This window comes from Pseudomonas sp. NFR09 (assembly GCF_900111535.1).
GTDB lineage: Bacteria > Pseudomonadota > Gammaproteobacteria > Pseudomonadales > Pseudomonadaceae > Aquipseudomonas > Aquipseudomonas extremorientalis.
Genome location: NZ_FOIH01000002.1, coordinates 97,266 through 120,912, shown reverse-complemented (window position 1 = coordinate 120,912; position 23,647 = coordinate 97,266). Strand labels below are relative to the sequence as shown.

The 23,647-nt window shown below is 59.7% G+C and carries 22 protein-coding genes; 9 read left to right on the top strand and 13 right to left on the bottom strand.

What is annotated here, in order from left to right; translation table 11 throughout:
• Window positions 1–2 precede the first annotated feature (2 nt).
• From yidD to rpmH, 3 genes are read right to left on the bottom strand one after another with little or no spacing between them, the layout of a single operon-like run.
• Window positions 3–248 (bottom strand): membrane protein insertion efficiency factor YidD, encoded by a 246-nt coding sequence (yidD, locus tag BMX59_RS04540; RefSeq protein ID WP_003213574.1) that lies wholly within the window; start codon window positions 246–248, stop codon window positions 3–5.
• Window positions 241–648, bottom strand: coding sequence for a ribonuclease P protein component (rnpA, locus tag BMX59_RS04535; RefSeq protein ID WP_020302575.1), 408 nt, complete (start codon window positions 646–648; stop codon window positions 241–243). Before rnpA ends, yidD begins: the two co-directional genes overlap by 8 nt.
• A gap of 13 nt (window positions 649–661) precedes the next feature.
• The gene (gene rpmH / locus BMX59_RS04530) at window positions 662–796 is read right to left on the bottom strand and encodes a 50S ribosomal protein L34 (RefSeq protein WP_003213577.1); all 135 of its coding nucleotides are present in this window, start codon (window positions 794–796) and stop codon (window positions 662–664) included.
• A gap of 585 nt (window positions 797–1,381) precedes the next feature.
• On the opposite strand from rpmH, the gene dnaA reads away from it, so the two are divergent.
• From dnaA to gyrB, 4 genes are read left to right on the top strand one after another with little or no spacing between them, the layout of a single operon-like run.
• Window positions 1,382–2,899: a chromosomal replication initiator protein DnaA gene (gene dnaA / locus BMX59_RS04525; protein ID WP_092241502.1), complete on the top strand. Its 1,518-nt coding sequence runs from the start codon at window positions 1,382–1,384 to the stop codon at window positions 2,897–2,899.
• A 38-nt stretch (window positions 2,900–2,937) separates the two neighbouring features.
• Window positions 2,938–4,041, top strand: coding sequence for a DNA polymerase III subunit beta (dnaN, locus tag BMX59_RS04520; RefSeq protein ID WP_058424368.1), 1,104 nt, complete (start codon window positions 2,938–2,940; stop codon window positions 4,039–4,041).
• Between the two features lie 20 nt (window positions 4,042–4,061).
• Window positions 4,062–5,165: a DNA replication/repair protein RecF gene (recF, locus tag BMX59_RS04515; RefSeq protein WP_058424369.1), complete on the top strand. Its 1,104-nt coding sequence runs from the start codon at window positions 4,062–4,064 to the stop codon at window positions 5,163–5,165.
• 4 nt (window positions 5,166–5,169) lie between these two features.
• On the top strand, window positions 5,170–7,587 hold the full coding sequence (gene gyrB / locus BMX59_RS04510) for a DNA topoisomerase (ATP-hydrolyzing) subunit B (protein WP_025854386.1): 2,418 nt from the start codon (window positions 5,170–5,172) through the stop codon (window positions 7,585–7,587).
• Window positions 7,588–7,692: 105 nt separating this feature from the next.
• Here the strand turns inward: gyrB and BMX59_RS04505 are convergent, their stop codons facing one another.
• The gene (locus tag BMX59_RS04505; RefSeq protein ID WP_071490891.1) at window positions 7,693–8,418 is read right to left on the bottom strand and encodes a response regulator transcription factor; all 726 of its coding nucleotides are present in this window, start codon (window positions 8,416–8,418) and stop codon (window positions 7,693–7,695) included.
• 287 nt (window positions 8,419–8,705) lie between these two features.
• Between BMX59_RS04505 and BMX59_RS04500 the strand changes: the two genes are divergently transcribed.
• A complete protein-coding gene (locus tag BMX59_RS04500) occupies window positions 8,706–9,638 on the top strand; it encodes a FecR family protein (protein ID WP_093120209.1) in 933 nt (310 codons plus the stop codon).
• Window positions 9,639–9,641: 3 nt separating this feature from the next.
• Window positions 9,642–11,921 carry a CHASE2 domain-containing protein gene (locus BMX59_RS04495; RefSeq protein WP_093120207.1) on the top strand — a complete coding sequence of 760 codons (2,280 nt, stop codon included), beginning with the start codon at window positions 9,642–9,644 and terminating at the stop codon, window positions 11,919–11,921.
• A gap of 181 nt (window positions 11,922–12,102) precedes the next feature.
• Here the strand turns inward: BMX59_RS04495 and BMX59_RS04490 are convergent, their stop codons facing one another.
• The 4 genes from BMX59_RS04490 to glyQ all read right to left on the bottom strand — a co-directional run bounded on the left by BMX59_RS04490 (window position 12,103) and on the right by glyQ (window position 16,499).
• A complete protein-coding gene (locus tag BMX59_RS04490; RefSeq protein WP_093120205.1) occupies window positions 12,103–12,873 on the bottom strand; it encodes a lysophospholipid acyltransferase family protein in 771 nt (256 codons plus the stop codon).
• An 82-nt stretch (window positions 12,874–12,955) separates the two neighbouring features.
• Window positions 12,956–13,492 carry a D-glycero-beta-D-manno-heptose 1,7-bisphosphate 7-phosphatase gene (gmhB, locus tag BMX59_RS04485; protein ID WP_170856039.1) on the bottom strand — a complete coding sequence of 179 codons (537 nt, stop codon included), beginning with the start codon at window positions 13,490–13,492 and terminating at the stop codon, window positions 12,956–12,958.
• A gap of 2 nt (window positions 13,493–13,494) precedes the next feature.
• Window positions 13,495–15,549, bottom strand: a complete 2,055-nt coding sequence (glyS, locus tag BMX59_RS04480) for a glycine--tRNA ligase subunit beta (protein WP_071490895.1) — start codon at window positions 15,547–15,549, stop codon at window positions 13,495–13,497.
• Window positions 15,546–16,499: a glycine--tRNA ligase subunit alpha gene (gene glyQ, locus BMX59_RS04475; RefSeq protein ID WP_093120202.1), complete on the bottom strand. Its 954-nt coding sequence runs from the start codon at window positions 16,497–16,499 to the stop codon at window positions 15,546–15,548. The genes glyS and glyQ overlap by 4 nt, the downstream gene beginning before the upstream one ends.
• A gap of 81 nt (window positions 16,500–16,580) precedes the next feature.
• On the opposite strand from glyQ, the gene BMX59_RS04470 reads away from it, so the two are divergent.
• Entirely contained in the window at window positions 16,581–17,138 is a 558-nt protein-coding gene (locus BMX59_RS04470) for a DNA-3-methyladenine glycosylase I (RefSeq protein WP_071490896.1), read from the top strand.
• A gap of 40 nt (window positions 17,139–17,178) precedes the next feature.
• A complete protein-coding gene (locus tag BMX59_RS04465; protein WP_071490897.1) occupies window positions 17,179–18,066 on the top strand; it encodes a lysophospholipid acyltransferase in 888 nt (295 codons plus the stop codon).
• Window positions 18,067–18,128: 62 nt separating this feature from the next.
• On the opposite strand, the gene BMX59_RS04460 is transcribed toward BMX59_RS04465, so the two are convergent.
• From BMX59_RS04460 to def, 5 genes are all read right to left on the bottom strand, one after another.
• Entirely contained in the window at window positions 18,129–18,440 is a 312-nt protein-coding gene (locus tag BMX59_RS04460; RefSeq protein ID WP_093120199.1) for a hypothetical protein, read from the bottom strand.
• Window positions 18,441–18,458: 18 nt separating this feature from the next.
• Window positions 18,459–19,832 carry a Trk system potassium transporter TrkA gene (gene trkA, locus BMX59_RS04455; protein WP_071490899.1) on the bottom strand — a complete coding sequence of 458 codons (1,374 nt, stop codon included), beginning with the start codon at window positions 19,830–19,832 and terminating at the stop codon, window positions 18,459–18,461.
• Window positions 19,833–19,854: 22 nt separating this feature from the next.
• Entirely contained in the window at window positions 19,855–21,165 is a 1,311-nt protein-coding gene (gene rsmB / locus BMX59_RS04450) for a 16S rRNA (cytosine(967)-C(5))-methyltransferase RsmB (protein ID WP_093120196.1), read from the bottom strand.
• Window positions 21,162–22,112, bottom strand: a complete 951-nt coding sequence (fmt, locus tag BMX59_RS04445) for a methionyl-tRNA formyltransferase (RefSeq protein WP_092241492.1) — start codon at window positions 22,110–22,112, stop codon at window positions 21,162–21,164. The genes rsmB and fmt overlap by 4 nt, the downstream gene beginning before the upstream one ends.
• A 69-nt stretch (window positions 22,113–22,181) precedes the next feature.
• A complete protein-coding gene (gene def, locus BMX59_RS04440; protein ID WP_029290229.1) occupies window positions 22,182–22,688 on the bottom strand; it encodes a peptide deformylase in 507 nt (168 codons plus the stop codon).
• Window positions 22,689–22,823: 135 nt separating this feature from the next.
• On the opposite strand from def, the gene BMX59_RS04435 reads away from it, so the two are divergent.
• Window positions 22,824–23,600 (top strand): peptidoglycan-binding protein, encoded by a 777-nt coding sequence (locus BMX59_RS04435; protein WP_092241490.1) that lies wholly within the window; start codon window positions 22,824–22,826, stop codon window positions 23,598–23,600.
• The last annotated feature ends 47 nt before the right edge of the window (window positions 23,601–23,647 follow it).

Below are 23,647 nucleotides of genomic sequence, written 5' to 3'. Positions count from 1 at the left end.
GATTACTCGGCCATCGAAGAAGAACGGGAGGTAGGGATAGGTGGAACCGGGTCATAACCACCGGGATTCCACGGATGACAGCGACCTAAACGACGAAAGGTCAGCCAGCCACCGCGCAGAAGACCATGGTTTTCTATGGCCTCTAACGCGTAGCAGGAACAACTGGGGTAGAAACGACAGTGGTTGGCCATCAGAGGACTAATGGCATAGCGATAAAACTGGATCGGAACGAGGGCCAGTTTACGCATCAAGGCTGTCTACCCCTACAGTTTCGGTGCTGACTGCTGGTGCTGGCTTGTGGGTACGCGCCAAACGTTTCCAGAGCTTGCCGAAATGCTGAATCAATTCGGGGTTTTCTACATCCCCCAAGCCTTTGCGCGCGACGATAACAATATCCCAACCAACCAGAGTGTCCTGGTGGAGGCGAAACGATTCGCGCATCAGACGCTTGAGGCGATTGCGCTCAACGGAGAGCTTTACGCTCTTCTTGCCGATCACCAACCCGAGTCGGGGGTGATCCAGATCGTTGTTACGCGCAAGGAGCAGGAGATTTTTCCCCGGAACCTTGCCGGTGGGGGAGTCAAAGACTGCCTTGAAATGCCGGGGGGTTAGCAGACGCTTTTCCCGACTGAAGTCCTGACTCACCACCAGTACCGGATTATCAAACTGCCAGACGCGCACGACCTTTGGCGCGACGACGCGACAGGACAGCACGGCCGTTCTTGGTAGCCATGCGAGCACGGAAGCCGTGGGTGCGGGCGCGTTTGATGGTGCTTGGTTGGAAAGTACGTTTCATGGCGTTGTTACCTGGTTCGTCCACAACGGGCCGGAATGGCCCCCGTTTTAAGAGACCGGCGATTCTAGTGAAAGCAAGCCTCTAGGTCAATTTCCAACCAGCTTTTCCTTTAATTAGATCTCCACAGGCCATCGGCTCTTTTCTGTCCGCTTGGCTTCCAGTGCTCATGGGATAGATATAAAAATAAAGAAGGAAGTTATTTAAAGCTTTTCTGTAAAGCTTATAAAAGCTAGACAGGCATTCAGCTGTGGATAACTGCCTTTAGGTCATATACCACGTGATGTACAGAGAATGACAACACGGGGGAGAAACGGTGCTCTGCCTGTGCTGCGCTGTCGGATAAGCTGTGTGTGGAATGGGCTGTTATCCACAGGCTGGTTACCCACAGACTTTCGCCCCTACTTGTGCAACGATCTCAGGGCCGCTTATCCACAGAGCTTATGCACAGACCATTGGTCGCCTTTATTGCTGTTAAGACGTTGATTTTGGCTGGCCTGTGATCAAGCTACATGTGGATAAGTGGACGGCTCGCCGCTACAATGGCGGCTGTTTTTGCCTCACCGGCTTTTAACTTAGGGGATATCCGTGTCAGTGGAACTTTGGCAGCAGTGCGTGGAGCTTTTGCGCGATGAGCTGCCTGCCCAGCAATTCAACACCTGGATCCGTCCGCTACAGGTCGAAGCCGAAGGCGACGAGTTGCGTGTCTACGCACCCAATCGTTTTGTTCTCGATTGGGTCAACGAGAAGTACCTGAGCCGCGTTCTCGAATTGCTCGATGAACATGGCAACGGCCTCGCGCCCGTGCTCTCCTTATTAATAGGCAGCAAACGCAGCTCTGCACCTCGCGCTGCGCCGAATGCGCCATTGGCTGCTGCGGCGTCGCAAGCCCAGGCAGCCGCCGCACCGGCCGCCAGTGCGCCTGCTCCTGCACCGGCATCATCCAAATCGTCTGCGAGAAAAAGCGCGCCAGAAAATGAAGAGCCGTCCCGCGACAGCTTTGACCCGATGGCAGGCGCCGCGTCCCAGCAAGCCCCGGTCCGCGCCGAACAGCGCACCGTCCAGGTCGAAGGCGCGCTCAAGCACACCAGCTACCTGAACCGTACGTTCACCTTCGAGAACTTTGTCGAAGGTAAATCCAACCAGTTGGCTCGCGCAGCCGCCTGGCAGGTCGCCGATAACCCCAAGCATGGCTACAACCCGCTCTTCCTTTATGGTGGCGTTGGCTTGGGTAAGACTCACTTGATGCACGCTGTGGGTAACCACCTGTTAAAGAAGAACCCGAATGCCAAGGTCGTGTACCTGCATTCGGAGCGTTTCGTGGCAGACATGGTCAAGGCCCTGCAGCTCAACGCGATCAACGAGTTCAAGCGGTTCTACCGCTCGGTTGATGCGTTGCTGATCGATGACATTCAATTCTTTGCCCGTAAAGAGCGTTCCCAGGAAGAGTTTTTCCACACCTTCAACGCCCTGCTCGAAGGTGGCCAGCAGGTCATCTTGACCAGCGACCGTTATCCGAAGGAAATCGAAGGCCTGGAAGAACGCTTGAAGTCGCGCTTCGGCTGGGGCCTGACTGTTGCGGTAGAGCCGCCGGAGCTTGAAACCCGCGTCGCGATCCTGATGAAAAAGGCCGATCAGGCCAAAGTCGACCTGCCACACGATGCCGCCTTCTTTATCGCCCAACGCATCCGCTCCAACGTGCGTGAGCTCGAAGGTGCACTCAAGCGGGTCATCGCGCACTCACACTTCATGGGCCGCGATATCACCATCGAGTTGATTCGCGAATCCCTCAAAGACTTGTTGGCGCTGCAGGACAAACTGGTGAGTGTGGATAACATCCAGCGCACCGTGGCCGAGTACTACAAGATCAAGATTTCCGACCTGCTGTCCAAGCGCCGTTCGCGCTCGGTTGCACGTCCCCGTCAGGTGGCCATGGCGCTCTCCAAGGAGTTGACCAACCACAGCCTGCCGGAAATCGGTGATGTGTTTGGCGGACGCGACCACACCACGGTCTTGCACGCGTGCCGCAAGATCAACGAACTTAAGGAATCCGACGCGGATATTCGCGAGGACTACAAGAACCTGCTGCGTACACTGACTACTTGATGACACCAGCGCAGCTTATTAAGGCAAGGGACTAGACCATGCATTTCACCATTCAACGCGAAGCCCTGTTGAAACCCCTGCAACTGGTCGCAGGCGTCGTCGAGCGCCGACAGACCTTGCCGGTGCTCTCTAACGTATTGCTGGTCGTCGAAGGCCAGCAATTGTCCCTGACCGGTACCGACCTGGAAGTCGAGCTGGTCGGTCGTGTACAGCTGGAAGAACCCGCCGAGCCTGGCGAGATCACCGTGCCGGCGCGCAAGCTGATGGACATCTGCAAAAGCCTGCCGAACGATGCGTTGATCGACATCAAGGTTGATGAAGCGAAGTTGGTCGTCAAGGCCGGCCGCAGCCGCTTCACCTTGTCCACCTTGCCGGCAAATGATTTCCCGACGGTTGAAGAAGGCCCGGGTTCTCTGACGTGCAGCCTGGATCAGAGCAAGCTGCGTCGCTTGATCGAGCGCACCAGCTTCGCCATGGCCCAGCAGGATGTACGCTACTACCTCAATGGCATGCTGTTGGAAGTGTCGGAAGGTATTATCCGCGCGGTGGCCACCGACGGTCACCGTCTGGCGATGTGTTCGATGCGTGCCGATATCGGCCAACCGGATCGTCACCAGGTGATCGTGCCGCGCAAGGGTATCCTTGAGCTGGCGCGTCTGCTTACAGAGCCGGAAGGCAACGTCAGCATCGTGCTGGGGCAGCACCATATCCGCGCGACTACCGGCGAATTCACTTTCACTTCCAAGCTGGTTGACGGCAAGTTCCCGGATTACGAGCGAGTGTTGCCTAAAGGTGGCGACAAGCTGGTGCTGGGCGATCGCCAAGCGCTGCGTGAAGCGTTCAGCCGTACCGCGATCCTGTCCAACGAGAAGTACCGTGGTATCCGTCTGCAACTGGCCAACGGTCAGTTGAAAATCCAGGCGAACAACCCGGAGCAGGAAGAAGCGGAAGAAGAAGTGGGCGTTGACTACAACGGCGGTTCACTGGAAATCGGCTTCAACGTTAGCTATCTGTTGGACGTACTGGGTGTGATGACCACCGAACAGGTTCGTCTGATTCTGTCGGACTCCAACAGCAGCGCCCTGGTGCAGGAATCCGACAACGATGACTCGGCTTACGTTGTCATGCCGATGCGCCTGTAACCATGCTCAGCAGAAGCTAGATGTCCCTCAGTCGCGTCTCGGTCACCGCGGTGCGCAATCTGCACCCGGTGACCTTCTCCCCCTCTCCCCGCATCAATATCCTCCACGGCGCCAACGGCAGTGGCAAAACCAGCGTGCTGGAAGCCATTCATCTGTTGGGGCTTGCCCGTTCCTTTCGCAGCGCTCGCCTGTTACCCGTCATCCAGTACGAACAATTGGCGTGCACGGTGTTTGGCCAGGTCGAATTGGCTGAAGGCGGGCACAGCAGCCTGGGCATATCCCGAGATCGCGGTGGAGAGTTCCAAATCCGCATTGACGGGCAAAATGCTCGCAGTGCCGCGCAGCTGGCGGAAATTCTGCCGCTGCAATTGATCAACCCCGACAGTTTTCGTTTGTTGGAAGGTGCCCCGAAAATCCGCAGGCAATTCCTCGATTGGGGAGTGTTCCACGTGGAACCACGTTTCATGGCCACGTGGCAGCGCTTGCAGAAGGCCCTGCGGCAGCGGAACTCATGGCTGCGGCATGGTACACTTGACGCCGCTTCGCAAGCGGCCTGGGACCGTGAACTGTGCCTGGCCAGCGACGAAATAGATGAATACCGCCGCGCCTATATCAAAGCCTTGAAACCAGTCTTTGAGCAGACCTTGAGTGAGTTGTTGGACCTCGAAGGGCTGACGCTGAGCTACTACCGTGGTTGGGACAAAGAGCGTGAGCTGAGCGCAGTGCTCGCGACGTCCCTGCAGCGGGATCAGCAAATTGGTCATACCCAGGCCGGACCACAACGGGCTGATTTGCGCCTTAGATTAGGCGCTCACAATGCTGCGGACATCTTGTCCCGTGGCCAGCAGAAGTTGGTGGTGTGCGCACTGCGGATTGCCCAGGGCCACTTGGTGAGCCAAGCCCGGCGCGGTCAGTGTATTTATCTGGTGGACGACTTGCCGTCGGAACTCGACGAGCAGCACCGCCACGCGCTATGCCGCTTGTTGGAAGAATTACGCTGCCAGGTGTTTATCACTTGTGTAGACCACGAATTATTGAGGGAAGGCTGGCAGACGGAAACGCCAGTCGCTTTGTTCCACGTGGAACAAGGCCGTATCACCCAGACCCACGACCATCGGGAGTGAAGGCATGAGCGAAGAAAACACGTACGACTCGACCAGCATTAAAGTGCTGAAAGGTTTGGATGCCGTACGCAAACGTCCCGGTATGTACATTGGCGACACTGATGACGGTAGCGGTCTGCACCACATGGTGTTCGAGGTGGTCGACAACTCCATCGACGAAGCTTTGGCCGGTCACTGCGACGACATCAGCATCATCATCCACCCGGATGAGTCTATTACCGTGCGTGACAACGGTCGCGGTATTCCAGTAGACGTGCACAAAGAAGAAGGCGTCTCGGCGGCGGAGGTCATCATGACCGTGCTCCACGCCGGCGGTAAGTTCGACGACAACTCCTATAAGGTCTCCGGTGGTTTGCACGGTGTGGGCGTTTCGGTAGTGAACGCACTGTCCGAAGAGCTGATCCTGACCGTGCGCCGTAGCGGCAAGATCTGGGAACAGACCTACGTCCACGGTGTTCCACAAGAACCGATGAAAATCGTCGGCGACAGTGAAACCACCGGTACGCAGATCCACTTCAAGCCATCGGCTGAAACCTTCAAGAATATCCACTTCAGCTGGGACATCCTGGCCAAACGGATTCGTGAACTGTCGTTCCTTAACTCCGGCGTGGGTATCGTCCTCAAGGACGAGCGCAGCGGCAAGGAAGAGCTGTTCAAGTACGAAGGCGGCTTGCGTGCGTTCGTTGAATACCTGAACACCAACAAGACTGCGGTCAACCAGGTGTTCCACTTCAACATCCAGCGTGAAGACGGCATTGGCGTGGAAATCGCCCTTCAGTGGAACGACAGTTTCAACGAGAACCTGTTGTGCTTCACCAACAACATTCCTCAGCGCGACGGCGGTACTCACCTGGTGGGTTTCCGTTCCGCACTGACGCGTAACCTGAATACCTATATCGAGGCCGAAGGCCTGGCCAAGAAGCACAAAGTCGCCACCACCGGTGATGATGCGCGTGAAGGCCTGACCGCGATTATTTCGGTGAAAGTGCCGGATCCCAAGTTCAGCTCCCAGACCAAAGACAAGCTGGTGTCTTCCGAAGTGAAGACTGCCGTTGAACAGGAAATGGGCAAGTATTTCTCCGACTTCCTGCTGGAGAACCCGAACGAAGCCAAGCTGGTCGTTGGCAAGATGATCGACGCTGCACGTGCCCGTGAAGCGGCGCGTAAGGCACGTGAGATGACCCGTCGTAAAGGTGCGCTGGATATCGCTGGCCTGCCAGGCAAACTGGCTGACTGCCAGGAGAAGGACCCTGCCCTCTCCGAACTGTACCTGGTGGAAGGTGACTCTGCTGGCGGTTCCGCCAAGCAGGGTCGTAACCGTCGCACCCAGGCCATCCTGCCGTTGAAGGGTAAGATCCTCAACGTCGAGAAGGCGCGCTTCGACAAGATGATTTCTTCCCAGGAAGTTGGCACCTTGATCACAGCGTTGGGCTGCGGTATCGGCCGCGACGAGTACAACATCGACAAGCTGCGCTACCACAACATCATCATCATGACCGATGCTGACGTCGACGGTTCGCACATCCGGACCCTGCTGCTGACCTTCTTCTTCCGTCAGTTGCCGGAGCTGATCGAGCGTGGCTACATCTACATCGCCCAGCCGCCGTTGTACAAAGTCAAAAAAGGCAAGCAAGAGCAATACATCAAAGACGACGACGCCATGGAAGAGTACATGACGCAGTCGGCCCTGGAAGATGCCAGCCTGCACTTGAACGATGAGGCTCCGGGCATCTCCGGTGAAGCGTTGGAGCGTCTGGTTAACGACTTCCGCATGGTGATGAAGACCCTCAAGCGTCTGTCGCGCCTTTACCCTCAGGAGTTGACCGAGCACTTCATCTACCTGCCAGCCGTAAGCCTGGAGCAACTGGGCGACCACGCGCACATGCAGGATTGGCTGGCCCAGTACGAAGTGCGTCTGCGCACTGTCGAGAAGTCCGGCCTGGTGTACAAAGCCAGCCTGCGTGAAGACCGTGAACGTAACGTATGGCTGCCGGAGGTCGAACTGATCTCCCACGGCCTGTCGAACTACGTCACATTCAACCGCGACTTCTTCGGCAGCAATGACTACAAGACCGTAGTAACGCTGGGCGCACAACTGAGCACCCTGTTGGACGACGGCGCTTATATTCAACGTGGCGAACGCAAGAAGCAGGTCAAGGAATTCAAGGAAGCCCTCGACTGGCTGATGGCCGAAAGCACCAAGCGCCATACCATCCAGCGCTACAAAGGTCTGGGTGAAATGAACCCGGATCAGCTGTGGGAAACCACCATGGACCCTGCTCAGCGTCGCATGCTGCGCGTGACCATCGAGGACGCCATTGGCGCGGACCAGATCTTCAACACCCTGATGGGTGATGCGGTGGAGCCTCGTCGTGACTTCATTGAAAGTAATGCCCTGGCGGTCTCCAACCTGGACTTCTGATTCTGATAGTCTGCTGAACCCAAAAGGCCAACGCTATGCGTTGGCCTTTTTTATTGGGTGAATATCGGCTGTCTGCTGAATGCTCCACGTGGAACATTCTGGTTTTCAGCCCTGTTGCGAGGGCACCGCTACACTTTCCAATCGGTAACCGTACCCATAGATCGTCAACAGCTGCCACCCCCTATCCGCGGTCAGTCCCAACTTATTACGCAGTCGATAGATGTGCGTATCGAGCGGCCGCGACGACACCATTTCTTCGTGGGTCCAAAATCGCTCATAGAGATACTCTCGGGAAAGCGGTCGGGCCAGGTTGGCAAACAAGCAACTGGCCAGACGGTACTCGCGTTCGGTGAGGTTGATCGGTTTTCCCGCCCGGGTCACGGTCAACTCCGCATCATCAAAGGTCAGGTCGTTGAAGCTCTGCACTTCATGGTTGGCTGATTTCTGCAGGCCGTGGCGACGTAGAACCGCCGTCACCCTCGCCTTCAGTTCATTGGGACGGAAGGGCTTGCTGACGTAATCATCGGCACCACTGTTCAGCGCAGTGACGATATCGCTCTCTGCATCGCGGCTGGTCAGCATGATGACCGCAGGCGGCGACTCCATGTGTTCACGGGTCCAGCGCAACAGAGCAATACCGCTGATATCCGGCAATTGCCAATCGAGTATCAACAGGTCGAAGGTTTCCCGGCGCAATTGGCGTAGCAGGTCTTCACCGCGTTCGAAGCAGTGCAGGGTCCAGGGTTGTTCGGCGGTGCTGGGGATTTGTCGCAGTGTCTGTTCCACCCGTCGCAGTTCCGCGGGTTCGTCATCCAGTATTGCGACACGCATGGGTGGGTCCTTTCTTCTTGAAAAATACGGCAGCCGTCAGCCGGGTTAGTGATGGGCACGTACTGCGCAGATGCCGGTCTCTGAATCTGAAGAATTGTGTTCAGATCCGTCGACCCCTTGGATCTCTCGGTACGCTGGCATCAATGTGCGATTAACCCATTGAAAGTCCTTGATACCGATGTGGGAAAGATACCGGCTCCCGCCCATAAGGAAAAGGATCAGCCGACGCATGCGCTGCCGTACACTCCTGCGTGCTGGTGTCAGATACCTTCTGGAACCCAATCTTGATGAGCACCATGATCCTTTCTTCGAACCGCCTGTGCCGTGCCCTCCCCTCATTGTTGATCATGGCTGTAGGCTCTGCAGGGGCGGTTGGCAAGACGCGCACGCCTTACATTGATGATCACATGCTGTGCCGCCCCCAGCCCCTGCCGGCGGTGGTTCAGCATCTCACCGGGGAAGCCTGGAAAATTGATACCAAGGGCCAGGCGAGCCTTTTGCTGGAAGGCATGACCATTGATGAACAGGAAGGCGTGAAGACCTCGGCGTCCGCGTTCGTCAGCCTGTTGCTCGGTGACGGATCCCGCGTGGTGTTGCCCGCAAGTTCACAGGTTCGATTGCATCTGGAGCGCAAGCTGTCGATTCCCCAGGTTGTACTCGAACAGGGCCAGGCGGAAGCGTATGTGATCAAGCGTGCCAGCGACCATGATCGTTTTCAGATCGTGACCCCCGTGGGGGTGTTGGGCGTACGCGGCACGCATTTCCGGGTGCGTAACGACGCAGAGCAATCGGTGCTCGAAGTGTTGGATGGGCAGGTTGCCGTCAGCCGCGAGGCAAAAAACCAGCCGATGGAACAGGAGGTAAAAATCGGTGCCCGGCAAGGTCTGCTGTTCAAGAAGCAGGGAGACCTGAAACCGGTTGAGCTACTTGCTGCACCGAAGCTCGTGGGTCAGGACGGCCAGAAAGGTGATGCGCCGGTCTGGAGCCTGTACCTGCGGCCTTTGCCCGGAGCCCAGCGATACCGGGCACAGGTCGCTACCGACAAAGCCTTCATGGACATCAAGCAGGAAAACTTTTCCAGTGCGCCGAAAATGAGCTTCACTGGGCTCAAAGCCTCGTTCTACCACGTGCGCCTTTCGGCCTACGATGAAAACGGGCTGGAGGGAGAAACCGGGGTCTATGACATCTTTTACTACCCACCCACCACCCAGGCACATTGACCTATGAAGCTCTGGGGCAAGACCGAGAAACGCCAGCCCACCCATGCCCAGCGCCTGTTTCATGGTCTGGTGCGCGAGTGGTTGTGGATCGGTTTGCTGTTGCTGCCTGTTACCGTCTATCTGTCGTTGAGCCCAGGCCTGGCGTTGAATAATCCGCTGTACGACAGCCTTCGGCGCCTTACCCCGCTTCCTGTAGACCCGCGCATCCTGCTGGTTACCATTGATGACGCCAGCCTGAAAAAGCTTGGCCAGTGGCCCTGGCCACGCAGCTTGCACGCCGACCTGATCGACCGCCTCAGCGCCGGTCAACCGGCGGGTATCCTCTTCGATGTGATCTTCAGTGAGCCCGGCGATCCCGCCAATGACATACGCTTGGCCGAAGCGGTATGCAATGCAGGCAACGTCTTGCTGCCTCTGGTACGTGAGGGCACTTCAAGTTATAGCCAGCCCGGTGGTCAGATGCTGGCGTTGCATAAGTGCGCCAAGGGCGTGGGCCACATCAATGTCGAAGCGGACAGCGACGGCGTGGTCCGCAGCCTGTATCTACGTGAAGGCCCTCCCGAGACGACGGCACCGCAACTGGCCTGGCTGGCCTATGAGATGAGCGGCGAGCTATCGGACATGCCGGGCGAGCCGCAGCAGGCGACCGCACAACACTGGCACCGTGAACACGCCATCCGCATCCCGTTTATCGCACCCCATACCCATTTCCCCAGCGTGTCCTACGTCAGCGTATTGCGCGGTGAGGTTCCTCCCGAGCAGCTACGAGGGCGCCTGATCCTGGTGGGTTCAACGGCTTCCGGTATGGGGGATCGGTTCGTCACCCCCCTCTCCTCCACGGTCGGTACAACGGCAGGCGTGGAAATCCAGGCCAACGTGCTCAACGGCTTGCTGCAAGGTCGCAGCATTGTCGACCTGCCGGGCTGGCTCGCGGCGCTGATGGCGACCTCCCTGGTGGCTTTGTTGCTGGGCCTGCTGCTCTATCGCCCGCGCTATGCACTGTGGATGACACTGGGCTGCATGATCGCTGCGTTGCTCGGCGCCTGGGCCTTGTTGCGCCTGGGCCACTGGTGGTCGCCCGCCGCGTGTCTGATTGGTTTGCTGCTCAGCTACCTGATCTGGAACTGGCGTCGCCTGAGCGTGATCCTCGCCTACTTCGGCTGGGAATTGGCGCGCCTGGATAACGAACCCAAAGTCCTGCCCGAACGCCGCCGTGCGCCCGCCAGCAAAGGCGACGTGCTGCAAGCGCGTATCTTTGCCCTGGAACAGGCCGTAAGCCGCACGCGGGATACGCGGCGCTTCATGGCCGATGGCCTGGAGTGCCTGCCGGTAGCGACGCTGATTACCGACCCCACGGGTAACATCCTGCTGGCCAACCGCATTGCCCGCGAGGTGTTCGGCAATGACCTGGTCACCGAAAACCTGCTGGAACAATTGGCCGACCTGGGCTACCCGCCGCTGCACAATGGTGTGCGCCCCGCCCTCTCGGCGCTGGAGCTGGTCGAGTTCCGCGACATCCATCAACGCAGCCTGCGCATGGAATTGGCACCCTTGCTGCCGGCTGAAGGTGATGTTGCACTGGGCTGGCTGTTGAGCCTGACGGATTTGAGCAAGGAGCGTGATGCGCAACAGCACCGCGAAACCATGTTGCGTTTCCTCTCTCATGACTTGCGTGCACCGCACTCGGCGATCCTCGCGCTGCTGGATGTGCATAACGGCGAGTCCCCAGTCTTCGCCCAGATAGAACAACAGGTTCGCCGCGCCCTGGGCCTTACCGAATCCTTCGTGCAACTGGCGAAGGCCGAAGCTGACGGTTACCAGTTCCAGCCGACGCTATTTGCGATGTTGGTGATGGACGCCTTTGATCAAGTGGCGCTGATCGCCCAGCTCAAGGGGATCCACCTGGTTCATGATCTGGATGAGGCCGACGAGGGCATGGTCTCCGCTGACCAGTCGCTGCTCACTCGTGCGTTGTTCAATGTGCTGGAGAACGCGATCAAATACTCCTCTTCCGGTACCACCGTCAGGTTGCGGCACAGCAGTGCGCAGGGCTGGTTGGAATGCCGTATCAGCGACCAGGGGCCGGGGATTGCGGCAGAGGATTTGCCGGAGCTATTCAGCCAATACCGGCGCTTTGAGTCCGCTCAGGGTAGTGAAGGATTAGGGTTGGGGTTGACCATGGTCAAGGCGGTAATCGAGCGCCACGGTGGACATATCCGTTGCGAAAGCGTGGTAGGCAAAGGCACCACGTTCAGCCTGCAACTACCGCTGCTGGAAGACTGAAAAAACGTACTTTTCTGCTGTGCATGAAAAACCGGTCGCAAGGACCGGTTTTTTTATGCGGAAAAACTTATGCACCTTTTCCGCGATTTTATGAGATTGGGAAATATGCAATAAAATCAAGATGTTATGATTAAAAAAGCACAATTCGCCAACAAACCGTACACAGGTTATCCACAGATGCTCAGGTCACCGGAGTGTCGACCACAACAGGCTCTGGCGGCAGCGAACCCATTGCCCGTTGCTGCGCTTCATTCCACGCCTGAGCGCGGTCATTCAGCGCTGCAATGGCACGTGGGCCTTCACCTTCTGCGTACATCGGTTCGCCAATCACCACGGTGATGGTGCCTTCGCGCTTGGCCCATCCGGTCTTTGGCCAGAACTTGCCGGCGTTATGGGCAATCGGCAGCACGGGCAAGTTGGCGTTGACTGCCAAAGCCGTACCCCCGCGTGAGAACTTGCCTACGGTGCCGTAGGGCACGCGAGTCCCTTCCGGGAAGATCAGTACCCACACGTTATCCTTGAGCAGTTCATCGCCCTTCTTGGCCACGTGCTTGAGCGCTGCCTTGGGATTGTCGCGGTCGATGGCGATCGGACGCAACATGGCCATGGCCCAGCCGAAGAACGGCACATACAGCAACTCACGCTTGAGCACCTGGCTCAACGGCGAGAAGTACGCCGAGAGAAAGAACGTCTCCCAAGTGCTCTGATGGTTCGACAGAATCACGCACGGCTGGTCCGGGACATTTTCCGCGCCCCTGATCTCGAAGCGGATGTTCAGGAACACCTTGGTCAGCCACAACGCGCAGCGGCACCAGTAAACGTTGATGAAGCGGTAGCGCGCCTTGAACGGCAAGAAGGGCGCAATAAAAAAGCTCAGGGTGCACCAGAGAAACGAACTGGTGCCCAACAGCAGGTAAAAGAAAAAGGTTCTGATGGCCTGCAAAATCGACATGGCGGCATTTACCGTTGCGGGACAACGCCCGCCTGTTAAAAGCGCACTCCCGAACAGTCCTTGGTCAGGAAGTCGAGGGCGGCTAGTTGTTGATAAGTTCTGCGGCAACGGCCGCCAGATCGTCAAAAATCAAGGTGCCTACCGGCAGGTTTTTCGCCTGGGTCTTTTCGCCTTTCCCGGTCTTGACCAAAACTGGCTGAGAGTCGACGGCTTTGGCCGCCTCCAGGTCACCGAGGCTGTCCCCGACGAACCATAGCCCAGCCAAGGGCACCTTGTAATGTTCTGCAATGGTTTTCAACATGCCAGGCTTGGGTTTGCGGCAATCGCAGCCCTCATCCGGCCCGTGGGGGCAGTACACCACCAGCCCCACCTCACCGCCCTGCTCGGCCACCAGTGCACGCAGGCGTGCGTGCATGGCGTCCAGGGTGGCGATGTCGTAGTACCCGCGAGCAATTCCGGACTGGTTGGTGGCGATCGCCACCGTCCAGCCGGCTTTGCTCAACTGCGCGATGGCCTCGATGGAGCCGGGCAGTGGAATCCATTCCGCCACCGACTTGATGTAAGCGTCGGAGTCGTAGTTGATCACCCCGTCCCGATCGAGAATCAGCAGTTTCAACATGGTCAGCTCAGCGTCGAAATGTCAGCGATGTTGACGAACAAGCCACGCAGGCGCGCCAGCATGGCGTAGCGGTTTTTCCGCACGCCGGCATCGTCGGCATTGATCATCACCGCTTCGAAGAACGCATCCACCGGCTCACGCAAGGTGGCCAGGCGCGCCAATGCTTCGGCGTAGTTGCGCTCAGCGATCAGCGGCTTCACCGCGTTTTCCGCCTTGGCGATGGCCGAGTTCAGCGAGAACTCCTTGGCATCGGCAAACAGGCCAGGGTCGACGTCAGCGTTGCCCAGGCCTTCGGCCTTGCTCAGCAGGTTCGACACGCGCTTGTTCACGGCGGCCAGGGCGTCAGCTTCCGGCAGTTTGCGGAACGCCTGCACGGCTTGTACGCGCTGGTCGAAGTCCAGCGCCGAACCCGGCTGCAGGGCACGTACCGACAAGTACACCGACACGTCCACGCCTTCGTCTTCGTAACGCGCACGCAGGCGGTCGAACACAAACTCCAGCACTTGCTCGGCCAGGCCGGCCTGTTTGACCTTGGCACCGAACTGGCCGACCGCGAACACCACGGCCTGGGTCAGGTCGAGGTCCAGCTTTTTGTCGATCAGGATACGCAGCACGCCCAGGGCCGCACGGCGCAGGGCATACGGGTCTTTGCTGCCGGTTGGCAACATGCCGATACCGAAGATACCCACCAGGGTGTCCAGCTTGTCGGCGATGGCCACGGCTGCACCGGTCAGGGTGCTTGGCAATTCAGCGCCGGCACCGCGCGGCATGTACTGCTCGTTCAGGGCCAGTGCCACGTCGTCCGGCTCGCCGTCGTTGAGGGCGTAGTAGTAACCGGCTACGCCTTGCATCTCCGGGAACTCGCCGACCATCTCGGTGGCCAGGTCGCACTTGGACAGCAGGCCAGCGCGGGCAGCCCAGGCGGAGTCACCACCAATGCGCGGCGCAATGTAGGCGGCCAGCTTGGAAACCCGCACAGCTTTGTCGTAGACGCTGCCGAGTTTTTCCTGGAACACCACGTTCTGCAGGCGCAGGTTGAAGTCTTCCAGCTTCTGTTTCTTGTCTTGCTTGAAGAAGAACTCGGCGTCGGTCAGGCGCGGGCGCACGACTTTCTCGTTACCGGCGATGATCTGCTGCGGGTCCTTGCTCTCGATGTTGGCCACGGTGATAAAGCGCGGCAGCAATTTGCCGTCCACGTCCAGCAGGCAGAAGTACTTCTGGTTGTCCTGCATGGTGGTGATCAGGGCTTCCTGCGGCACGTCGAGGAAACGCTCCTCGAACGAGCACACCAGCGGCACTGGCCATTCAACCAGCGCGGTCACTTCGTCGAGCAGGCTTGGCGGCACGATGGCGGTGCCCTCCTGCAGGCGGGCCAGTTCTTCGGTGCGCTTGCTGATCAGCTCGCGACGCTCGTTGGCATCAGCCAGCACATAGGCAGCGCGCAGATCGTTGAGGTAGTTGGCCGGCGAAGTGATACGTACCGCTTGCGGATGATGGAAGCGGTGGCCACGGGAGTCACGGCCGGCCTTCTGGGCGAGGATGGTGCAGTCGATGACCTGGTCACCGAGCAGCATCACCAGCCATTGGGTTGGGCGTACGAACTCTTCCTTGCGTGCACCCCAGCGCATACGCTTGGGGATCGGCAGGTCGTTCAACGAATCTTCGACGATGGTTGGCAGCAGGCTGGCGGTCGGCTTGCCCGTGATGACCTGGCTGAACCGCAGTTTCGGGCCGCTCTGGTCGATCTCACTCAGTTCCACGCCACACTTCTTGGCGAAACCCAGGGCAGCCTGGGTCGGGTTGCCTTCGGCGTCGAAAGCGGCCTGGCGCGGTGGGCCGTCGAGGTTGATGCTGCGGTCCGGCTGCTGGGTTTCCAGTGCGGTCAGCAACACGGCCAGGCGGCGCGGCGCGGCGTAGACTTTTTTCGCGGCGAACTTCAGGCCGGCGGTTTGCAGGCCCTTTTCGATACCGGCCAGGAACGCATCGGCCAGGGTGTTCAGTGCCTTGGGTGGCAGCTCTTCGGTGCCCAGTTCAACCAGGAAATCTTGAACACTCATTGTGCAGCCTCCAGCTTAGCCAACACTTCATCACGCAGGTCCGGGGTGGCCATCGGGAAGCCCAGCTTGGCGCGAGCCAGCAGGTAGGCTTGGGCGACGCAACGCGCCAGGGTGCGTACACGCAGGATGTATTGCTGGCGCGCGGTTACCGAGATGGCACGGCGCGCGTCCAGCAGGTTGAAGGTATGGGAGGCCTTCAACACCATTTCATAGCTTGGCAACGGCAGCGGCTGGTCGAGCTCGATCAGGCGCTTGGCTTCGCTTTCGTAGAAATCGAACAGTTCGAACAGCTTGTCGACGTTGGCGTGTTCGAAGTTGTAGGTGGACTGCTCCACTTCGTTCTGGTGGAACACGTCGCCGTAGGTGACCTTGCCGAACGGGCCGTCAGCCCACACCAGGTCGTAGACCGAGTCCACGCCCTGCAGGTACATGGCCAGGCGCTCGAGACCGTAGGTGATCTCGCCGGTCACCGGGTAGCACTCGATACCACCGGCCTGCTGGAAGTAAGTGAACTGCGTCACTTCCATGCCGTTGAGCCAGACTTCCCAGCCCAGGCCCCAGGCGCCCAGGGTCGGCGATTCCCAGTTGTCTTCGACGAAACGGATGTCGTGGACCAATGGGTCCAGGCCCACATGCTTGAGCGAGCCCAGGTAGAGTTCCTGGAAGTTGTCCGGGTTCGGCTTCAATACCACCTGGAACTGGTAGTAGTGCTGCAGACGGTTCGGGTTTTCGCCGTAGCGGCCGTCAGTCGGGCGACGACTGGGCTGCACATAAGCGGCGTTCCAGGTTTCCGGGCCGATGGCCCGCAGGAACGTAGCGGTGTGGAAAGTGCCGGCGCCTACTTCCATATCGTAGGGCTGAAGTACCACACAACCTTGCTCGGCCCAGTATTGCTGGAGGGCGAGGATCAAGTCTTGGAAGGTACGCACGGCTGGCGTAGGCTGGCTCACGAAATTCACCTGTTACTTGGGCTGCGATTTAAAGAGCGGGAGTATACCCGATTCGGCCCCGCCACCACTCCCTGGAGCCTTATGCCACGCTGCTTTTGGTGTTCTGAAGATCCGCTGTACATGGCTTATCACGATCAGGAGTGGGGAACGCCGCTGCGCGATGCGCAGGGTTTGTTCGAGTTGCTTTTGCTCGAAGGGTTCCAGGCGGGCCTGTCCTGGATCACCGTTTTACGCAAACGCGAGCATTATCGGAAGGTCTTGTTCGGGTTTGATGCGCAGCGCTTGGCCCAACTGAGCGACGCCGAGATAGACGCGCTGATGCTCGATCCGGGCATCGTGCGCAACCGCCTGAAGCTCAACGCCACTCGGCGCAACGCCGCTGCCTGGCTGGCGCTGGAGGACCCGGTGGGTTTGCTCTGGTCCTTCGTCGGCGGCAAACCCAAGGTCAATCACTTCAAGGACCGCAGCGAAGTCCCGGCGATCACGCCCGAAGCCGAAGCCATGAGCAAGGCCCTGAAAAAAGCCGGTTTCACCTTCGTCGGGCCGACCATTTGCTACGCCTTCATGCAGGCCTCGGGCATGGTCATGGACCACACTCAGGATTGCGACCGTTACGCGGACTTGGCCAACGCCGGTTAGAATGCGCGATTTGCGCACCACACACGATCAGGAGTGACCTGTGGAAAAGTTTAAAGGCGCCTTGCTGGTAGGCGCTCTGCGGTTGTTTGCCCTGCTGCCCTGGCGCGCGGTCCAGGCGGTTGGCACGGCCATCGGCTGGATCATGTGGAAAACCCCCAACCGCTCCCGTGACACGGTGCGGATCAACCTCTCCAAGTGCTTCCCGGACATGGACCCGGCTGCCCGTGAGCGCCTGGTCGGCCAGAGCCTGATGGACATCGGCAAGTCCCTCACCGAAAGCGCCTGCGCCTGGATCTGGCCGGCCCAGCGCTCCATCGACCTGGTACGTGAAGTCGAAGGCCTGGAAGTGCTGCACGAAGCCCTGGCCTCGGGCAAAGGCGTGGTCGGCATCACCAGCCATCTGGGCAACTGGGAAGTGCTCAACCACTTCTATTGCAGCCAGTGCAAGCCGATCATTTTCTACCGCCCGCCCAAGCTCAAGGCGGTGGATGAACTGCTGCGCAAGCAGCGCGTGCAACTGGGTAACCGCGTGGCCGCGTCGACCAAGGAAGGCATCCTCAGCGTGATCAAGGAAGTGCGCAAGGGCGGCCAGGTGGGGATTCCCGCCGACCCGGAGCCGGCCGAATCCGCCGGGATCTTCGTGCCGTTCTTCGCCACCCAGGCGCTCACCAGCAAGTTCGTGCCGAACATGCTTGCTGGCCACAAGGCGGTGGGCGTGTTCCTGCATGCACTGCGGCTGCCGGATGGCTCGGGCTACAAGGTGATTCTGGAAGCGGCGCCGGAAGACATGTACAGCACCGATACCGCCACGTCCTGCGCGGCGATGAGCAAGGTGGTGGAACGTTACGTCGGTGCCTACCCGAGCCAGTACATGTGGAGCATGAAGCGCTTCAAGAAACGCCCGCCGGGTGAAGAGCGCTGGTACTGATTCAAGATCAACGCAAAACCAATGTGGGAGGGGGCTTGCCCCCTCCCACATTTAAGTCCTGCTCAGGCTTGGCGATCGAGTTTTTTCAGGAACACGGTCATCTCTTTCTCTGCCTGCTTGTCGCCGTGAGCAAGCGCCGCTTCTATCCCCTTCTCCCACGCCAGCCGCGACGCTGCACGATCTTCCAACCCCAACAGCGCCTTGCCCAACAACTTCCACGCCGCCGAATACTTCGGGTCGAACTCGACGCACTTGCTCAAATGCTCCGCCGCCTTGGCGTTGTCCTTCAGATCCAGATAACCCTTGCCCAAGCCAAACCGCAGCAGGGCGTTATCCACACCCTTGGCGAGCATTTTCTCCAGGGATTCGAGCATGCCGTTCACTCCATTCGATCAGAAAAAGCTCAACCCCACGTGGAACAGCTTCTCCACATCGCGGATATGTTTCTTGTCCACCAGGAACAGAATCACATGGTCCCCGGTTTGGATCACCGTATCGTCGTGGGCAATGATCACCTCTTCGTCACGGATGATCGCGCCAATGGTGGTACCCGGCGGCAAGCCGATATCGCGGATGGCCTTGCCGATCACCTTGCTCGACTTGGAGTCGCCATGGGCAATCGCCTCGATGGCTTCCGCCGCACCACGGCGCAGGGAGTGCACGCTGACGATATCGCCACGGCGTACGTGGGCGAGCAAGGTGCCGATGGTGGCCAGTTGCGGGCTGATGGCGATGTCGATATCACCGCCCTGGATCAGGTCCACGTAGGCCGGGTTGTTGATGATGGTCATCACCTTCTTTGCGCCCAGCCGCTTGGCCAGCAACGACGACATGATGTTGGCTTCGTCATCGTTGGTCAGTGCCAGGAAGATGTCGGCGTCGGCGATGTTTTCTTCCATCAGCAGGTCGCGGTCCGAGGCGCTGCCTTGCAGTACGACGGTGCTGTCCAGGGTGTCGGACAAATGCCGGCAACGTGCCGGGCTCATCTCGATGATCTTCACCTGGTAGCGGCTTTCGATGGCTTCGGCCAGACGCTCACCGATCTGCCCACCGCCGGCGATGACGATGCGCTTGTAGGTCTCATCGAGACGGCGCATTTCGCTCATCACCGCGCGAATATTCGCCTTGGCGGCGATGAAAAACACTTCGTCGTCGGCCTCGATCACCGTATCGCCCTGGGGCAGGATCGGACGGTCACGCCGGAAAATCGCCGCGACGCGGGTTTCCACATTCGGCATATGCTCGCGCAACTGGCGCAGTTGCTGGCCCACCAGCGGGCCGCCGTAGTAGGCCTTTACCGCGACCAGTTGCGCCTTGCCGCCGGCAAAGTCGATCACTTGCAGAGCACCCGGGATTTCGATCAGGCGCTTGATGTAGTGGGTTACCACCTGCTCCGGACTGATCAGTACGTCTACCGGAATCGCATCGTTGTCGAACAGCCCGGCGCGAGTCAGGTAAGCCGCTTCGCGTACGCGGGCGATCTTGGTCGGCGTGTGGAACAGGGTGTGGGCCACCTGGCAGGCGACCATGTTGGTTTCGTCACTGTTGGTCACGGCCACCAGCATGTCGGCGTCATCCGCACCGGCCTGGCGCAGCACGGTCGGGAACGAGGCGCGGCCTTGGACGGTGCGGATGTCGAGGCGGTCGCCGAGGTTGCGCAGGCGCTCGCTGTCGGTGTCGACCACGGTGATGTCGTTGGCTTCGCTGGCCAAATGTTCGGCCAAGGTGCCACCAACCTGCCCTGCCCCAAGGATGATGATTTTCATCCGGTCACTCCCTTTAACCCGTTCAGCCGCGCGCGGCGGCGATCTTGATCAGTTTGGCGTAGTAGAAGCCATCGTGTCCGCCTTCTTGCGCGAGCAACTGGCGGCCGTGGGGCTGCTTGATGCCAGCGGCGGTGGCGAGGTCCAGCTCCCGTGCGCCGCTGGTGCGGGCGAGGAAGGCTTCGATCACCTCGGTGTTTTCCGTCGGCAAGGTGGAGCAGGTGGCGTAGAGCAGGATGCCGCCGACTTCCAGGGTCGGCCACATCGCGTCGAGCAACTCGCCCTGCAGCACGGCCAGGGCGGCGATGTCATCGGGTTGGCGGGTGAGCTTGATGTCCGGGTGGCGACGGATTACGCCGGTGGCGGAACAGGGTGCATCGAGCAGGATGCGCTGGAAGGGTTTGCCGTCCCACCACGTAGCGGTGTCACGGCCGTCGGCGGCAATCAGCTCGGCGCTGAGGCCCAGGCGCGCCAGGTTTTCACGCACGCGCACCAGGCGCTTGGCTTCCAGGTCGACGGCGACGACACCGGCCAAGTCCTTTTCGACCTCCAGAATGTGACACGTCTTACCGCCTGGCGCGCAGCAGGCGTCGAGGACGCGTTGGCCCGGTGCCAGGTCGAGCAGGTCGGCAGCCAGTTGTGCGGCCTCGTCCTGCACGCTGATCCAGCCTTCGGCAAAGCCCGGCAGGTTGCGCACATCGGTGGCCGCTTCGAGCACGATGCCGTCGACGCTGTACACGCAGGGCGTGGCATTGATGCCGGCGGTAGTGAGCAATTGCAGGTAGGCATCACGGCTGTGGTGACGGCGGTTGACCCGCAGGATCATCGGCGGATGCGCATTGTTAGCCGCGCAGATGGCTTCCCACTGTTCGGGCCAGAACGCCTTCAGGGATTTTTGCAGCCAGCGCGGGTGAGCGGTACGCACCACCGGGTCATGTTCCAGCTCGGCCAGCAGCGCTTCGGTTTCGCGCTGGGCGCGGCGCAGCACGGCGTTGAGCAGAGCCTTGGCCCAGGGCTTTTTCAGTTTGTCGGCGCAACCGACCGTCTCGCCGATGGCTGCGTGGGCCGGCACACGGGTGTAGAGCAACTGATAGAGGCCCACCAGCAGCAGCGCTTCCACATCGGCATCGGCGGCCTTGAACGGCTTCTGCAGCAACTTGGTCGCCAGTGCCGACAGGCGTGGCTGCCAGCGCGCGGTGCCGAAGGCCAGGTCCTGGGTGAAACCGCGATCGCGGTCTTCGACCTTGTCCAACTGGGTCGGCAATGAACTGTTCAGCGACGCCTTGCCGTTGAGGACGGCGGCGAGAGCCTTGGCGGCAGCCAGACGTGGGTTCATTGGGCTGTCCCGAGGATGGTGCCTACAGCAAATTTCTCACGACGGCTGTTGAACAAATCACTGAAATTAAGCGCCTTGCCACCCGGCAATTGCAGACGGGTCAGGCACAGCGCCTGCTCGCCGCATGCGACCAGCAGGCCGTCCTTGCTGGCGCCGATGATTTCACCTGGAGCGCCTTTGCCCTCGGCGAGTTTGGCGGCCAACACTTTTACGGCTTCGCCATTGAGGGTGCTGTGGCAGACCGGCCAGGGGTTGAAGGCGCGTACCAGGCGTTCCAGCTCCACGGCCGGGCGGCTCCAGTCGATACGCGCTTCGTCTTTGTTCAGTTTGTGGGCGTAGGTGGCCAGGCTGTCGTCCTGGACTTCGCCCTCCAGGGTGCCGGCGGCCAGGCCGGCGATGGCCTGGATCACGGCGGGCGGGCCCAGTTCGGCGAGGCGGTCGTGCAGGCTGCCGCCGGTGTCTTCGCCGGTGATCGGGGTGGTGACCTTGAGCAGCATCGGGCCGGTGTCCAAGCCCGCCTCCATGCGCATCACGGTCACGCCGCTTTCGCTGTCGCCGGCTTCCACGGCACGTTGGATCGGCGCCGCACCGCGCCAGCGTGGCAGCAGCGAGGCATGGCTGTTGATGCAGCCCAGGCGCGGGATATCCAGCACCACTTGCGGCAGGATCAAGCCGTAGGCTACGACCACCAACAGGTCAGGCTTCAGTGCTGCCAGCTCGGCTTGGGCTTCGGTATTACGCAGGGTCGGCGGCTGCAGCACGGGAATATTGTGCTCCAGCGCCAGCTGCTTGACCGGGCTTGGCATCAGTTTTTGCCCGCGACCGGCCGGGCGATCCGGCTGGGTGTACACCGCGACGATGTCATAAGGGCTGGCAAGCAGGGCCTTGAGGTGTTCGGCGGCGAATTCTGGAGTGCCGGCAAAAACAATGCGCAGTGGCTCGGTCATGGGAGGTCTCGGTTAAAAGCAGTCACAAAAGAAAAAGGCTTGCCGCAGCAAGCCTTTGGAAGAAGGGCATCAAGCTTGCTGGCGATGCTTTTTTTCCAGCTTCTTCTTGATCCGGTCGCGCTTGAGCGTGGACAGGTAATCGACAAACAGCTTGCCGTTGAGGTGGTCGCATTCGTGCTGGATGCACACCGCCAGCAGGCCTTCGGCAATCAGCTCGAACGGCTTGCCGTCGCGGTCCAGAGCCTTGATCTTCACGCGCAGCGGGCGCTCGACGTTCTCGTAGAACTCGGGCACCGACAGGCAGCCTTCCTGATACTCGCCCATCTCGTCGGTCAGCGGTTCGAACTCGGGGTTGATGTACACCATCGGTTCGCTGCGATCTTCCGACAGGTCCATGACCACGACACGCAGGTGTACGTTGACCTGGGTCGCGGCGAGGCCGATGCCCGGGGCTTCATACATTGTTTCAAACATGTCATCGACCAACTGACGAACCTTGTCGTCCACTACGGCCACCGGCTTGGCGATCGTGCGCAAACGCGAGTCGGGAAATTCGAGGATGTTCAAAATAGCCATAAGCGTAATTGCTGCACATGTGAGGTAAAGGCAAATCGGCGTTGGGATGGACCCAGACAGCCGGTGTGAAACGCCCCGAAGCCGCGAAGGCCCTGGCATTTCACGCGAACGCACATAATAAAGGAGATTCACCCCATGAGGAAATCGCTACTCGTCTTGCTGCTGTGGGCCCCGTTTGCCATGGCCCTGCTGCCCCAGCCCGTCCAGCGCCTGGATCAATCGACACAACAGGCCATCCAGCGCTTTTTACTCCACAACCGCATTCTTGATTCGCCACAGGATCTGGACAGCGCGCCGTACATTGTTGCCGCTGATGCGGGTCGAGTGCTGGGGGGCAACGGTGAGCGGGTGCATGCCAGGGGCAACCTGGATCCTTCCCAACCCCATTACGGAATATTCCGACGCGGCAAGGTCTACACCGACCCGCAGACCCAAGAACTACTGGGCATCAACGCCGACGATATCGGCACTGCCCGTTTCGTCACGGCTGGCGACCTCACCACCCTGGCCGTGCAGCGAGTGACCCAGGAGGTGCGCCCGGGTGACCGCTTGCTACGCGCGCAATCTCCTGTCGATCCGGCCATCCTTGAGGTTATTTCAACGGCACCCTTCATCGAAGGGCACATCATCGATATCCCCAAGGGTGTCACCCAGATCGGCGTGCTCGATGCTGTCACCCTGAACAAAGGCCGCCGTGACGGCCTGGTCGAAGGCCAACTGCTCAGCGTGATCAAGGCTGGCGCCACCGTGCGCGACAGCCTCACCGGCACGCCGACCCGACTCCCCGATGAACGTGCCGGCACCCTGCTGGTATTTCGCACCTACGAAAAGCTCAGTTACGGCCTGATCCTCAATGCCTCGCGACCACTGGCGGTGATGGACCGTTTCGAGACTGCGCATCAAACACAATGAATAGGTTGCTAAATAAGTTACCAACAGAGTTATCCACAGCTTGTTCC